At 47.6% G+C, this 15,431-nt stretch carries 11 protein-coding genes; 9 read left to right on the forward strand and 2 right to left on the reverse strand.

Features of this window, described 5'->3' with window-relative positions:
* The first annotated feature begins 51 nt into the window (after positions 1–51).
* Together G8759_RS09755 and G8759_RS09760 are read left to right on the forward strand one after the other, a co-directional pair.
* Positions 52–2,478: an ABC transporter permease gene (locus G8759_RS09755; protein WP_167207433.1), complete on the forward strand. Its 2,427-nt coding sequence runs from the start codon at positions 52–54 to the stop codon at positions 2,476–2,478.
* 103 nt (positions 2,479–2,581) lie between these two features.
* Positions 2,582–4,999: an ABC transporter permease gene (locus G8759_RS09760; RefSeq protein WP_167207435.1), complete on the forward strand. Its 2,418-nt coding sequence runs from the start codon at positions 2,582–2,584 to the stop codon at positions 4,997–4,999.
* A gap of 21 nt (positions 5,000–5,020) precedes the next feature.
* Here G8759_RS09760 and G8759_RS09765 read toward each other — a convergent pair whose 3' ends face one another.
* Complete coding sequence (locus tag G8759_RS09765; RefSeq protein ID WP_167207437.1) at positions 5,021–5,464, reverse strand: hypothetical protein; 444 nt, start codon at positions 5,462–5,464, stop codon at positions 5,021–5,023.
* A 38-nt stretch (positions 5,465–5,502) separates the two neighbouring features.
* On the opposite strand from G8759_RS09765, the gene G8759_RS09770 reads away from it, so the two are divergent.
* From G8759_RS09770 to G8759_RS09790, 5 genes are all read left to right on the forward strand, one after another.
* Positions 5,503–7,905 carry an ABC transporter permease gene (locus tag G8759_RS09770; RefSeq protein WP_167207439.1) on the forward strand — a complete coding sequence of 801 codons (2,403 nt, stop codon included), beginning with the start codon at positions 5,503–5,505 and terminating at the stop codon, positions 7,903–7,905.
* A gap of 59 nt (positions 7,906–7,964) precedes the next feature.
* Positions 7,965–10,319, forward strand: coding sequence for an ABC transporter permease (locus G8759_RS09775; RefSeq protein WP_167207441.1), 2,355 nt, complete (start codon positions 7,965–7,967; stop codon positions 10,317–10,319).
* Positions 10,320–10,474: 155 nt separating this feature from the next.
* The gene (locus tag G8759_RS09780; protein WP_167207443.1) at positions 10,475–10,885 is read left to right on the forward strand and encodes a hypothetical protein; all 411 of its coding nucleotides are present in this window, start codon (positions 10,475–10,477) and stop codon (positions 10,883–10,885) included.
* Between the two features lie 12 nt (positions 10,886–10,897).
* Positions 10,898–11,425 carry a hypothetical protein gene (locus tag G8759_RS09785; RefSeq protein ID WP_167207445.1) on the forward strand — a complete coding sequence of 176 codons (528 nt, stop codon included), beginning with the start codon at positions 10,898–10,900 and terminating at the stop codon, positions 11,423–11,425.
* Positions 11,426–11,484: 59 nt separating this feature from the next.
* Positions 11,485–12,378, forward strand: coding sequence for a winged helix-turn-helix domain-containing protein (locus G8759_RS09790; protein WP_167207447.1), 894 nt, complete (start codon positions 11,485–11,487; stop codon positions 12,376–12,378).
* Positions 12,379–12,460: 82 nt separating this feature from the next.
* Here the strand turns inward: G8759_RS09790 and G8759_RS09795 are convergent, their stop codons facing one another.
* Positions 12,461–13,375: a helix-turn-helix domain-containing protein gene (locus G8759_RS09795; RefSeq protein ID WP_167207449.1), complete on the reverse strand. Its 915-nt coding sequence runs from the start codon at positions 13,373–13,375 to the stop codon at positions 12,461–12,463.
* 176 nt (positions 13,376–13,551) lie between these two features.
* Between G8759_RS09795 and G8759_RS09800 the strand changes: the two genes are divergently transcribed.
* Both G8759_RS09800 and fdhA read left to right on the forward strand, forming a co-directional pair.
* Positions 13,552–13,962, forward strand: a complete 411-nt coding sequence (locus tag G8759_RS09800) for a GlcG/HbpS family heme-binding protein (protein ID WP_167207451.1) — start codon at positions 13,552–13,554, stop codon at positions 13,960–13,962.
* Positions 13,963–13,990: 28 nt separating this feature from the next.
* Entirely contained in the window at positions 13,991–15,181 is a 1,191-nt protein-coding gene (gene fdhA / locus G8759_RS09805) for a formaldehyde dehydrogenase, glutathione-independent (protein ID WP_167207453.1), read from the forward strand.
* Positions 15,182–15,431 lie beyond the last annotated feature (250 nt).

Here is a 15,431-nt window from a genome sequence, read left to right on the forward strand (position 1 = left end):
CTCTGTGTCGAGCTGCAACGTAGTTACAATTCGACAAAAATCTTCAAAACTATGCTTACGAACTATCTCAAAATCGCCTGGCGGACACTTCAGAAACAGCGAGGCTTTACATTCATCAACATCTTCGGGCTGGCAGTTGGTCTGGCCTGCTGTATGCTCATCATGCTCTATGTCCTGGACGAGCTGAGCTATGATCGCTACAACGCGAAAGCTGACCGTATCTACCGCGTTCAGTCCGATATCAAATTCGGAGGCAATGACATGCACTTTGCGGTTTCACCTGATCCGGTAGGCCCAACCCTTAAAAAAGATTATCCGCAGGTCGAGCAGTTCGTGCGTCTGCATGATCGCGGAACATGGTCGGTGAAGCGGGTCGGCGAACCGACGAATCTGCGCGAAGATAATATCACCTTTGCGGATTCAACGCTGTTTGACGTATTCACGTTGCCTCTGCTGTCGGGTGATCCGAAACGGGCTTTGGCTGAGCCTAATAAGGTAGTTATTAGCGAGTCGGCGGCTAAGCGTCACTTTGGCAACCGCAATCCTATGGGCCAGCCAATGTTGTTCGATGGTAACAGGACCTTTACCGTATCGGGCGTGATGCAGGATATGCCCAAAAATTCGCACTTCCATAGCAACTTCTTCCTGAGTATGCTCAACGATGATTATACGTGGGGGCAATGGCTCAGTAATAATCACTATACCTATATTTTGCTGAAACCAGGAACTGATCCGGTCGCATTTGCCAAAAATTTCGATACGATTATTGAAAAATACGCTGGTCCGCAGGCCTTACAGATTATCGGTACTACCATGGAACAGTTCCGGAAAGCGGGTAATCAAATGGGGTTCTGGCTCATTCCGCTTACCGATATTCACCTACACTCCAAACAACAAATCGAACTGGCGCCCAACGGCGACATCCAATATGTGTATATCTTCTCGGCAGTAGCCTTGTTCATTCTGATTATTGCCTGCATCAACTTCATGAACCTGGCGACGGCTCGCTCGGCGAATCGAGCAAAAGAAGTAGGTGTGCGGAAAGTAATGGGGTCAGAACGGCAACAGCTTGTTGGGCAGTTTATGACCGAATCAATTCTGACGACGGTACTGGCCATGATGCTGGCATTGATCCTGGTGGCTGTAGCATTGCCGGGCTTCAATACCATTGCAGCCAAAGAAATGAGCCTGAACCAGTTGGTTTCACCGTATTATCTGCCTTTACTGATTTCCCTGCCAATTGTGGTCGGATTACTGGCAGGTAGCTATCCCGCCTTATTCCTATCCTCCTTTCAGCCAATTACTGTCCTGAAAGGCAAAATTAATGTCAGCTTCAAGAGTGTTGGATTGCGGAGTGGCCTGGTGGTATTTCAGTTTATGATGTCGGTAGTACTCATTGTGGGGACAATTATCGTGTATCGTCAGATCACCTACATACAGACAAAAAACGTGGGTTTCAACCGCGATCAGGTCATGACTGTTCATGGCGTCTATTCGATGGGCAAGCAAGCGGAAACGTTTAAGCAGGAAGTACTTCGTTTGCCGGGTGTCGTGAGTGGAAGCATTTCCGGCTATCTGCCAACTCCCTCGAGCCGTAATGATAATGCCTATTTCGCCGAGGGTCAGGCTGATATGAATAAAGGCGTTAGTATGCAAAACTGGGGAGTTGATTACGATTATGTGAAAACGCTGGGGATCCAACTGGTTAATGGCCGCGATTTTTCACGGGACTTCGGTTCCGATTCATCGGGTATTATTCTCAATCAGGCAGCTGTGAACGTTTTAGGGTTTAAAGACCCCATCGGTAAGCGCGTCTGGCGCTTTGACGATAGCCAGGGCAAAACCCGAAAAACGTTCACGATTATTGGCGTTGTCAAAAATTTTCACTTCGAATCGCTCCGGCGTAACATCGGTGCCTTATCGCTGGTGCTCGATTCCAATTCAGGAGCCGCTTCGTTTCGGCTGAGTAGCGCCAATGTGCCGGTGTTGATGAAGCAAATTGAAGCGAAGTGGAAGCAAATCGCTCCTGATCAACCGTTCAGCTACCAGTTCATGGATGCAAGTTTCGATGATATGTACCGGGCCGAACAGCGCGTGGGTACGATTGCGTTAACGTTTGCTGCATTGGCTATATTGATTGCCTGCCTGGGTCTGTTCGGTCTTGCCGCATTCATGGCCGAACAGCGTACGAAAGAAATTGGCGTTCGGAAGGTATTAGGCGCTTCGGTGGGCAGCATCATTGGTTTACTCTCCAAAGACTTCCTGAAACTGGTGCTGGTAGCCATTGTCATTGCCTCGCCACTGGCCTGGTATGCCATGAGCCAGTGGCTAAAAGACTTTGCCTACAAGATTGATATCGAATGGTGGATGTTTGCCCTGGCAGGAGTATTGGCCATTGGCATTGCCTTGTTAACCGTTAGTTTTCAAAGTATTAAAGCCGCGTTGATGAACCCGGTGAAAAGTCTGCGTAGTGAATAAGGCTGAGCTGCCCGACCGGGCAGCTCAGAAACCTTAACTTTTTTTAACAGGCTGACCAAGAGCTTTGTATGTACCTTGCCGCTACAAAATAATGTACGGCAATATGGTTAAGAACTATCTCAAAATTGCGTTTCGGAATCTCCTCCGACGGCGGCTTTACGCGCTCGTAACGCTAATTGGTCTGACAGTTGGGATTACATTTTTGCTGCTCATTGGTAACTATATTCAGGGTGAATTAGCCGTCAATAAAACTCTCCGGAATTCTGGTCAGCAGTATGTAGTGCAAAGCCGCTGGAAGGAGGAAAACATGGGCCTCGACCTCACGACGCTGGCACCACTTGGCCCGACGCTCAAACAGTTATACCCCAACCTGATTGCCAATTATTACCGCTACTACGGCGTAACGGCCATCGTCTCGAATGGGCAGAAACACTTTCGGGAAGCCATTGAAATCGGCGATTCGACGCTGCTGTCGATGTTTGGTTTTCCGATGATACAGGGTAATCCCAAAACGGCTCTTCTTGAACCCAATTCTATTGTCATTACGGCGGCCCTTGCCCAAAAGTATTTTGGCAAAACCGATGTGCTTCAGCAACAGCTAACCGTACAAACACCCGCAAGAGGGAAGCAGATCTTTACGGTTACGGGTGTGCTGGAAAACCTGCCAAAGAATAGCGTCACGAACCTGGTTGAATTGCCGGACCAGATTTTTATTCCGATGCGCAATGTGGGCTATTTCACGGTGGAAGCGAGTATGCGCTCCTGGCAGAATCAGTATATCCCGACTTATCTGGAACTACAACCGGGTGTTACAGCCGACAGGTTAACGCAACCAATTGCGCAGTGTCTGGCTTCCTATGCACCACCGGGTTTCAGAGAAAATTTACAGGCTTATCTCAGCCCGCTGGAAACCTATTACCTGAAAGCGCAGAACGGCTTAGTCGAAAAGATGGTACTGGCCCTGACGATCATTGCCGTATTTATTCTGCTGATGGCCGTAGTCAACTTCGTCAATATTACGATAGGCATGTCGGCAACGCGCCTACGCGAAATTGGCGTTCGGAAGGTGTTGGGTGGACTGAAAAAACAGATCATTAGCCAATTCCTGGCTGAAGCCTTATTATTGACCACCGGAGCTACATTTCTGGCATTGGGCTGTCATGAACTCTTCCGCACTATGTTTGCCAACCTTTTAGGAAGGCCAATACTGTCGCTGGTCGATTGGCCGATAGCCTCGTTCGCAGCCTTATTGGGGCTGGTTTTATTGATTAGCCTGCTGGCGGGTAGCTATCCGGCCTTTGTGTTGTCGGGCCTGCCCTCGGTCGAGTCACTAAAAGGGAAGCTTGTAGCCTCTGTTCAGAAGGGAATCGGATTTCGCCGGGCATTGATTGTCTTTCAGTTTACGGTTGCTATCTGTGTTTTCGTGGGGGCTTTAGTTATTGGGAGGCAGGTAGCGTATTTTTTTACTAAAGAGTTAGGCTATCAAAAAGAGGCCGTGATGACGGTGGCGTCAGTACCACGCGATTGGTCGCCCGTTGGTGTGCAGCGTATGGAAGGAGTCAGAAATCAACTGGCCCGCATACCCGGTGTGAGCGATGTGAGCTTTTCGTTCGAAATTCCGGATGGGAAAAGCAGTGGTAGCGGCAGGTTGTTCCGGCAGGGCCGCGACAGCAGTAGTGCAGCGGTGGTTACCATCATGACAACCGATGAACACTTTGGGAAAACCTACGGTCTACAAATGCGGGAGGGACAGTTTTTTCATGCCAATGGCGAAGGCTACGACTCTACACGCGTTATCCTGAATGAGTCAGCAGCCCGAGCACTTGGCTGGGCCAATCCGGCAAACGCAATGGGGCAACTGGTTCGATTACAGGGTGGTAGTTACACCTGTCGGGTAGCGGGTATTCTGCGTGATTTTCATTTTGGTTCACTGCACGAAACCATCAATCCGATCATTTTCTTCCACGTACGGGCGAATCCCATTTATCGATATTTTTCGTTCAAACTTGCGCCCGGTCATTTGCCCGAAACGGTAGCCGCTATCGGTCAGGAATGGGCGCGACTGTTTCCCGATGCTCCGTTCGAGTATTCGTTCATGGACGATACGCTCCAGAAGCTTTACAGGACTGAAGTGCAACTACAAAAAGCATCGAGACTGGCCACTACACTGGCATTGGTCATTGTGTTATTAGGTGTGCTGGGGCTGGTGTCGCTGAACGTGACCCGCCGTACCAAAGAGATTGGTATTCGGAAAGTGCTCGGGGCATCGACGATAGGGATTGTCAATTTGTTCATGCAGGAATTCGTACTGATTCTGCTGGTTGCGAGTCTGATTGCTTTCCCGCTCGTGCATTATTTCCTGACTGACTGGCTGGCACACTTTGCCTACCGAACCGACCTGTCGTGGACACCATTTTTGATGGTCACTGGTGTACTGGCCCTGTTGACTGGGGTAGTTGTTAGTGTGCAGGCGGTTCGGGCTGCGCTGGTGAATCCGGTGAAGAGTTTGCGGAGCGAGTAGCAACTGCGCATCGGCAATACGTTACAGAAATTGATTCAGATCTAATTGCAGGACTTCCGAAAATGATGTCGACTGAGTCAACCCACCGTCTCCTTTAGAATAACGATACCATTGAGCTGTTATGTAGTCGTATACGAATCCTTCCTGTATACCATAATCATCGGCTTCAAGCAGGGCGATCACTTTTTTAAGGTCTTTACGTAACCCATCTGTATGGCAAACTTCAATGATTATTGGAGTTGTTCGAGCCGTATTGTCATATAATATCAAATCAGGAACGGGACTCGCTTGTCCCTCATCGAGCATCGTTTCAGGTAGGGGTTCAAGCTGGATACAGTGTTCGCGATAGAAAAGTGGACCAAGGCCTGAATTGAGTTTAGAAATGACCCGTTGATGCGCTTTGGGGCCATAAATACTCATATCATCATTGACCTGAGCATATTCGGGGAAAATTGGCTTATACATAAAAGCTAAATTATATAAACAAATTTAACCAAAAAGTTATGTTCCGCAATTACCTCAAAATCGCCTTCAGAAACCTTAACGCCCAGCGTGCTTACACGTTGCTCAATGTTGTTGGACTTACTGTTGGCATGGCGGGTGGACTGCTCATCTTTTTGTTCATTTACCATCACCTGAACACCGACCGGCATCATACAAAATTCGACCGTATATACAGGATTGTTTTGGATCTGCACCTCGATGATGGTTCGATTGAGCACTACCCCGAGGCCCCATTGCCTATGTCGAAAACGTTGCGAACCGACTATCCTCAAGTCGATCAGGCTGCTTTTTTGCGGATGAATCGGTCATTAACGGTCAGTGTTACCCGCCCCGGTCAGACGGCTCCTAACCGCTATCTCGAACAGGAGGGGACGGCTATAGTCGAAGCTGAACTGTTTCAGATTTTCGATTATCAGTGGCTGGGAGGTGATCCAAAAACGGCCCTCCGCGAACCGAATAGCGTGGTTTTAACGGAGTCATGGGCCAAACGCTACTTTGGAGACAGCGACCCTATGGGTCAGGTTATGGAGCTGGATCACAAGGTCAACGCGACCGTTAAAGGTCTTATCGCTGATCCCGTTCATCCGACAGATACGAATATTGGCCTGTTTATCTCCATGCCGACCATTCGGCAGCTCGACCCTGAGTTTTCTGTAAATGAGTGGGGGCAGTTGAGCAGCACGAACCGGCTGTACTGTACGCTGAAAGATGCTGATCCCGCCACCGCCAGAAAAATCGAAACTACCTTCCCAATACTCTCGAAAAAACACTTTGGCGACGTCGCCCACGCTTTCCATTTTCACATACAGCCCCTGACCGATGTGCATTTTGATGTAGAGCGTGTGGGTGGTGTTATTCGACTTTCATTGCTAGGGTCATTGGGGCTGATTGGTTTATTTTTGATCGTCATTGCCTGCATTAATTTTGTTAATCTGGCCACGGCTCAGGCGTTTCGGCGGAGCAAGGAAGTGGGTATCCGCAAAACGCTGGGTAGTTCGAGAGTTCAACTGGCCCGGCAATTTCTGCTCGAAACCAGCCTGATTGTCGTTATCGCCACGATTCTGGCATTACAGGTGGTATTTATAAGTTTGCCGGTATTCAGTAATTGGGTGCATATTTCGCTGTCTCTCAATCCCAATGGACCGATGCTGTTGTTCATCGGCCTGCTGATGGCCATTGTGGTGCTTCTGGCGGGTGGTTACCCGGCTTTTGTACTGTCGGGTTTCAGCCCCTGGGCAAGCCTTCGGGGCAAACTTATGGCTTCGTCGCTGGGTGGTTATTCATTGCGGAAAGGATTGGTCGTTCTACAGTTTGTCATTTGTCAGATCTTGCTGGTAGGGTCACTGGTGGTGATGAAACAAATGAATTTCATTCAACAAACCGACCTGGGCTTTCAAAAAGACAATGTATTGATCGTCAATCTGCCTAACTCCGGAAAAGAAACGTGGCAGGCCTTCAAAAACAAACTGAATCAGTATCCCGATATCAAGGCAGTAACCTTGCAATACCGACCGCCATCAGCTGGCGTAATGAACGGTGGGTCATTCAGGTTTGGCAGTAGGACCGAGTGGGTTACGTTTCCGGTTCGGGAACGGCTCGCTGATGCTGATTATCTGAAAGCATACAATCTACAACTGGTGGCCGGACGAAATATTAGCGAAGGAGACTCAATTCGGGAATATGTTATTAATGAAACCCTGGCCCATAAACTTGGCTTTCGAAACCCACAGGATATCATCGGTAAACCAATGCAGTATTATCTGTCGCAGGTGCCGTTGCCCATTGTGGGAGTCGTTAAAGATTTTCATCAAAAGTCGTTGCATGAAGCCATTGCGCCCTGTTTTATAGCCTCTTTTCCTGCCATGTACCGGCAGGCTGGAATTCGAATTTCAGGTCAATCATCGGTTCAGACCCTGGCTCATATTCGGCAAGTCTGGCAAAGCCTGTATCCAACCGATGTCTTTGACTATGAATTCCTAAATGATCAACTCGCTCAGTTTTATGAAACCGAAACCACCATATCGCAACTTGTCAATACGTTCGCGTTGATGGCGATGGTCATTTGTGGGCTTGGGTTATACGGTCTTGTTGCATTCACGGTTGGGCAGCGCACGAAAGAAATCGGTATCCGCAAAGTGCTGGGTGCATCGGTAGCCAGTATTGTAGCCCTGCTCTCCAAAGATTTCCTGAAGCTCATATTCACCGCCATTGTACTGGCTTCGCCTGTGGCCTGGTGGGCCATGAACCAGTGGCTACAGGATTTCGCCTACAAGATCGACATTGCCTGGTGGGTATTTGTGTTGGCCGGATTGCTGGCCATTGCCATTGCGTTATTGACCGTCAGTTTTCAGAGTGTGAAAGCGGCTCTGATGAATCCAGTAAAATCATTACGTTCCGATTAGTCCGGTAATTGTTTCATCAGGATTCAGTATTTCGGCACAATCTCTTTCAAAACACCATCATGCTTCGCTCATTCATCAAAATTGCATGCCGAAATCTCTGGCATAATAAACTCTACACTAGTCTTAATGTGGGTGGCCTGGCCGTTGGTTTGACTGCTTGCCTGCTCATGTTCCTGTACGTAAACCATGAGTTTACCTACGATGGATTTCACGAAAATGCCGAGCGCATTGTTCGTGTTACCACAAATCTTACCACTCCCGATGCCCCTATGTCGGTAGCATCCAGCCCAATTTTACTGGCTGATATATTGACACGTGACTACCCTGAAGTTGAAATGGCTGTTCGGTTTGAGCCGCTTTCGGCGACAATACGGTATGGGACTAAATTGCTGAATGAACCTGATGTTTATTACGCCGATCAGAATGCCTTTTCTATGTTCACCTATCCCTTCGTAGAGGGAAGTTCGACACGAGCATTGGTAGAGCCAAATACGGCTGTTGTTACAGAAAGCTTTGCCCATAAATACGCAGGACGTACTAGGGTTGTTGGTGAATTATTCTGGTGCAATAAAAAAATGTATCGCATTACTGGCGTTATGGCCGATTTGCCTTCGAACGCGGATATGAAAATCAATGCAATATTGTCAAAGGACTTTTCAACGTCGACGTCCTGGTTAGGTGAAGATTTTCCGGTCTATACATTCGTTTTGTTCCGGGAGCGTCCTGATCTGAAAGCGTTCGGCAAGAAATTAGATCTGATCAGCCGGAATTCCATTCAACCGGAATTTAAGAAACTCGGCGCTACAGGTTATTCGGTTGTTTTTCGGACAGAGTTCCTGAAGGATGTGCATTTTAGCCAGGGAAAAATGGCCGATATGCCTAAAGGGAATAAGCAATACGGGTATATATTCCTGTTTCTGGCCATTTTTGTACTGATCATTGCTATACTGAATTATATCAATCTGTTAACCGCACGAGCCACCGGACGGGCCAGGGAAGTGGGTATCCGGAAAGCAAACGGCGCATTGCGCAGACAGCTGGTGGGTCAGTTTTTGTTTGAATCATTCCTGTTGAGTTTCATTTCGGTCGTTTTGGCAATAGTTTTTTTAGTAGTCATCATTCCTTTCTTTAATGATTTGCTGAACATTCAGCTTGGCGTATCATGGCGTGATGGGTTGCTGATGACGGGTATCGCTTTGCTAAGTACGACGTTACTGGGCGGGCTGTATCCTGCTTTCGTATTGTCGGATTATAAGACGGCTGCTGTGCTTAGTACACGATCAGGCAGTTTTGCGCGCGGGGGCTTGCTTCGCAAAACCATCACTGTCTTCCAGTTTACGCTGGCAATGGGCATGATTGCCGGGGTGCTGGTCGCTCACAACCAGATGAATTATATGCAGCACGTTGGCTTAGGGTTCATTAAAGAGCAGGTTATGACAGTTCATCTTCCCGACGATTCGCTGGCCAGAGCTTCAGCTTATGCATTCGCAACTACTTTACGGCAACGGAGTGAAATTAAGGACGTATCGCTTGGATCAGGGCTTCAGCCGGATGCGCTGCTGCCACAAGCGACTACGTTGTTTCAGACGACGGGAAAAAAACGGGAAGTAATGGGTAATTATCTATTCATCGATGATCGGTTTTTGCCATTGCTGAACATTAAATTGGGTAGTGGGCGAAATTTATCGACTGCTTTGGAAACCGATAAGAATGGTGCATTCCTGGTCAATGACGCTTTTGTTAAAATGGCAGGCTGGAAGCAGGCCGTTGGGCAATCGATGGAGGGTTTCATGCATAAAGGCAAAGTAATCGGTGTAGTCAGAAATTTTAACTATCGTTCACTTCACACGGCTATTGAGCCATTAGTGCTGATTTTTAATACATTTCCTCCCTCAAATTTAATGCTGAAAATGAAGCCGGAGCACCTGCCACTAATACAGGCTACCTGGCAGAAACATTACCCGAATTACCCCTTTAACTACACATTTTTAGACGCTTCATTCGATGCTCAATACCGGAAAGACAAGCTGATGATGACACTGTTCAATGGATTTGCTTTGCTAACAGTAGTGGTTTCCTGTCTTGGTCTATTCGGGTTAGCTACGTACACCACCGAGCAACGGACCAAAGAAATTGGTGTTCGAAAAGTGCTTGGGGCATCGGTAGCCAGTATTGTTACATTACTCTCTAAAGATTTTCTGAAATTAGTGCTGATTTCAATCGTCATTGCCTCCCCAATTGCCTGGTGGGCTATGAATAAATGGTTACAGGATTTCGCCTACAAAATCAGTATTGACGGGTGGGTCTTTGTTCTGGCTGGTTTGCTGGCTGTGAGCATTGCCTTACTGACTGTAAGCTATCAAAGTATCAGGGCCGCAATGATGAACCCCGTGAAGTCGTTACGGTCGGAATAATACAGAGATCGGGCTGCTGATGTAGTGTATTTCCCCCTGAAAAACGCTTGATAACTGAGTTTTACAATTCGTTTACAATGTTTTACAGGGATTTTTCAACTACGGCAAGCGGAGACCATACTTTTGGTTCAGTGTTTACATAAACAACAGGAACCATGAAAAAAATAAATGGACTCATGCTTTCCCTATTGGGTCTGGCCGTGTCTAACGCCTGTTTGGGCCAGCATTCCTTCAGTACGTGTTCGGCTGCTTTTTTGAATAACAAAATGGTCGTCGACAGTTATACCGATAAAGGGAAGTGCCTGCTCTCATCAACAGCTACAGGCCAGTTAACGCTACAAACAGTTAGCCTTTCGCCCACAGGAAGTAAAGGGCTGGCGAAAGTCCCTTTTAGAGTGGCCATTAAAGATAAAGCTACGCAAACACTGTTGTTGCTTACCCAGAAGGAAATTAAACAGATCGACGTCAGGAAAGTTCTGGCGAAATGTAAGAAAGGCGACCGGGTTGTTTTATTAACTCTGGACGATCAATATGCTGTACCGCACAACGAAATTGTAGTACAATAAACATTGGGCCTTATGAAAGCTAAACAATTTGCGAGTTTGTCAATGACACTGCTCGTGCTACTTGTAACGATGATCGAAACGTTTGGTCAGCGTAGCACGTATAACATGGCCCTGGCCAGCGCCAATAGAGCAGCAGCCGGCAAGGAAACAGGTACTACCATTTTTTACGCTAATCCTCTCTTGCTGGATAATAGTCCCCTGAATTACGACTGGTTTTCAATGTCCAGCAAAGGTATACTTTCACTGGTAGTAGGAAATCCTGAAACGACTGTGGCGACGAAAATCCCATTTAGAATTTATCTGAAACGGAAAGGGCAGCCAATCAACAGTGGCGCTTCGAACACGAATCGGTCGGTTTTCAACATAGATGTAGCTTTGGTCCTTGCCGTAGCAAAACCTGGTGATGATCTGATCATTGAACCTGTGCGGAAAGAGGATTGGCCAGCCGGGCGAAGCATTCTGTTGAGCGATTATCTGTCTAAGGCTACGTATAATTTGTTCCCTTTCTTACGAATGAGAAGTGGTAAAGACGGTTGTTAATACATGCTGTTCAAAAACGGATTGATTGTATTATTTTTACCCTAAGATCTCCGTCAGACATGAGAAAAGTAGCGGTTATAATCGGATTGCTGGTCGCTGGTTTGCTATTCACACAGTTTGTGTGGTTAACGCCTGTTGTCCGTTATACCGAAACTGACCACTTTGCTCAGAAAGTTAATCTGGCTCTTCGTCGTACAACCCATCTTTTGCTGATAGAAAAAGGGGATTCTACTTCCCGAATTCCACCAGTGCAACAAATTAATGCCACTACATTCATTGTTCGTCTGGAGCGCCCCTTCGATTATGGTCGGTTGCCGGCGTTGTTACAGCAATCGCTGGATGTGCATGAGATCAGAACGAATTATGATGTTGCCGTACTCGACTGCACAAATGGGGAATTGCAGCTTGGCTATAATTTTCGGGATGTCAGTGAGAAGAATGAAGTACCCTGTGGAGGCCGTCAACAAGGCCGGGGCTGCTATAATTTGCAGGTAATTTTCAAAGCAACCGAAAAAGCTCATGATCAGCAGGCTACCATCTGGTGGTCATGGGCTTTGGGAGTCCTGCTTTTGGGTGGCGTATATGCTGTCTGGCATCGGGCCGACAAGGCAACAAAGGGACAGATAATGCCTGAGGCAAGTGCCGAACCCGAAAATTTGATTCGGGTAGGGAGGGTGGCTTTAAACATGGCTAATCAGTCCGTTAAGGTGGCTGGCATTAGCCATATACTCACCTATCGGGAAGCCAAACTCTTTCATCTTTTCGTACGGTATCCTAATCAGGTATTGGAGCGGGACTTTATCCTTAAATCGGTTTGGGAAGACGAAGGCATTATCGTTGGGCGTAGCCTGGACGTTTTTGTGTCGCGACTCCGGAAACTGCTACAGCCCGACTCTACAGTCCGAATCGTAGCCGTACATGGCGTTGGCTATCGACTGGAGGTACAGCAGTAGAGGCCAGTTGATATGCCCCACAAAGATCCGTACATCACCGCTCTGGTGTAAAATAATATGCGACAGACTCATCGGTAACGTCTCACAAACAAACCGTCTGTCGATATGATGATGGTGTAACACCTTCCAGCATTTTAAACAGTCGGGAAAAATAATGCAGGTTGTTAAACCCTGCCTGATAACAAACTTCAGTGACGGTTGTGGCTGGATTGGCCAGCAGTCGTTTAGCCAGACTGATCCGTTCCCTGATAATAAACTCCAGTGGAGAGAGACCAAAGGTTTCTTTAAACGACCGGAAGAAACTGGATTTGCTCATGCAGGCTTTCTGGCACAATACCTCGATTCCAATCTTTTCTGCCAGGTTTTCACGAATGTATTCGATTACCGACCCAAACCGGTTGTTGGCCGCTAGACCATCTTCTAACAGAGCCATATTCTGCGTCTGAATTACCCGAATCAACAGCGATTTGAGCGTCAAATCGGCCAGTGCATCTTTGGCTATATCATCTTCCATGCTGATGCTGATCAGCTTGTTCATGACATTGGCCAACTCCCGATTATTGTAAAAATGGTATTGGCTGAAATTCAGCTTCCATTCTGTACCCTCATCTTTCCGGGGATAATAGTCATTCAAAAAGTTTAGCATACTGGTCACCACGTCCCAGTCCAGGGCAATCGTTGCGCATTGAACGGGATGTTTCTGGTCTGCTTCCGGAAAATCCACCTTCATCGAAACCCCTTCCGGCAGAATCACTGTCTCTCCTGGCAGAAAATCAAAGCCGGGGTTCTGAGATAGGTGCATCACCTTTTTTCCACGTAACATGCTGGTAATAACCAGGCCGTTATACGACAGAACAACGTCTGAGCATTGCCGATACGTTTCAAAAATATTAAGCTCGCAGTGATTCAGATTGAATACCCGACGGTGTTCGACCAGTGAATCTAATTCTCTGGTGTCTGATAGGTTAATCGTCTGAAGGGGATACCCGTTTTTCATCGTGTTTTGCGCTATTACCTATAAACGCATTTTAGACCCAATCTATACCAATCTACAAATAGAATTGGACAATAGTAGTATTTGTTGGTATTATCGTGCAAGTGGAAGCCTTTGCGATTGTCTAGTTTTGCTCAAGACTCAGAAGAAAGAGTTCGATCGATTAAAATCAGGTAATCATGAGCGCAACAAACATCACGTTAGAACAGGCTGAAACTGCCGTCAAAGCGGCCAAAGTAAAGGCAGTAGAATTAGGGACCCTGATGAACATTGCCGTTGTCGATGCCGGTGCCAACCTAACGGCATTTGCCCGAATGGATGGCGCGTGGCTGGGTTCAGTTGACATTGCGCAGAAAAAAGCCCGAACCGCCCGCTATTTTGATATGCCAACGGGCGAAGTTGGTAAACTGTCTCAACCGGGTGGATCACTGTTCAATATTGAGCATTCCAATGGTGGGTTGATTACATTTCCAGGCGGTATTCCTATCGAAAATGCAGATGGCCAAATCATAGGAGCCATTGGCGTTTCGGGTAGCACTGTCGAAAACGACAATGACGTAGCGCAGGCAGGTGTTGATTCCCTTCGCTAAACTCAGTAACCTTCAAAACCTCAGTAATATGTGTCAGAATCATGGCGTGGCCTACATAAAACCCGGTGTGGTTGAAGTACAATCCATTGAGTATCCGAAGCTGGCCCTTGGTGATCGTAAATGCCACCATGGAGTTATTCTGCAGATCGTTTCAACCAACATCTGCGGCAGCGATCAGCACATGGTGCGGGGAAGAACAACGGCTCCTGCCGGTTTGGTGCTCGGGCACGAAATAACGGGCCTGGTCATTGAAGCCGGGCGCGATGTTGAATTCATTAAAGAAGGTGATCTGGTATCGGTTCCATTTAATATTGCCTGTGGACGCTGCCGAAACTGCAAAGCCGGTCAAACTGGTATTTGCCTGAATGTTAATCCCTCCCGGCCCGGCGCTGCCTATGGCTACGTCGATATGGGCGGTTGGGTTGGCGGACAGGCCGAATATGTGATGGTTCCTTACGCTGATTTTAATTTGCTGAAATTTCCGGATAAAGATCAGGCAATGGCCAAAATCCGGGATTTAACGCTTCTTTCCGATATTTTTCCGACGGGTTATCACGGCGCAGTTACAGCAGGCGTTGGGCCGGGCTCAATCGTTTATGTTGCTGGGGCAGGGCCAGTTGGATTAGCCTGTGCCGCTTCCTGTCATTTGTTGGGCGCGGCTGTCGTTATTGTTGGCGATATGATTCCCGAGCGACTGGAGCAGGCCAAAAGTTTTGGCTGCGAAGTGGTCGATCTTCGCAAAGAGATATCGCTGGCCGATCAGATTGCTGCCATTATTGGTGTACCAGAAGTCGACTCTGCCGTTGATTGTGTGGGTTTCGAGGCTCATGGGCATGGGGCCGATGCAGGTACTGAGCAACCAGCCACTGTATTAAACGCAGCCATGACTATCACCAGGGCCGGTGGGGCCATTGGTATCCCCGGCCTTTATGTAACGGGTGATCCTGGCGCTGCTACTGAGGCCGCCAAAGAAGGCAATCTGACTATCCGGATTGGTTTAGGCTGGGCCAAATCACATTCATTCTACACCGGCCAATGCCCTGTAATGAAGTACCATCGGCAATTGATGAATGCTATTCTGTACGATAAAATACAGATTGCTAAAGCCGTTAATGTAGAAGTTATCAGTCTGGACAAAGCACCGAAAGGTTACCAGGATTTTGATAAAGGGGCCGCTAAAAAATTCGTGATTGACCCACATGGCCTGATTCCTAATTAAAAAACGGCTTGCCGGGAATTGGCCATTTAGTTAAAGGTGGAGAGGGTGTCCGTAAGTAGGTGCATGGCATTTGCTTACGGACTTTTTGTGTATCAATCACTCCTCAATCAACGTCAGAATTTGGGTTAACCACCGTCCTGAACCGGACGAACAGTTGTCCATAATCGGACACTGAGTTTTTAGGGAAATGAATAAAAAAGCGGCTCAGCTACTCTTGAGCCGCTTTTTGTTTTCTGGCAGATCATTTGCT

Origin of the sequence: Spirosoma aureum, from assembly GCF_011604685.1 — a bacterium.
In the GTDB taxonomy this organism is placed as follows: Bacteria; Bacteroidota; Bacteroidia; order Cytophagales; family Spirosomataceae; genus Spirosoma; species Spirosoma aureum.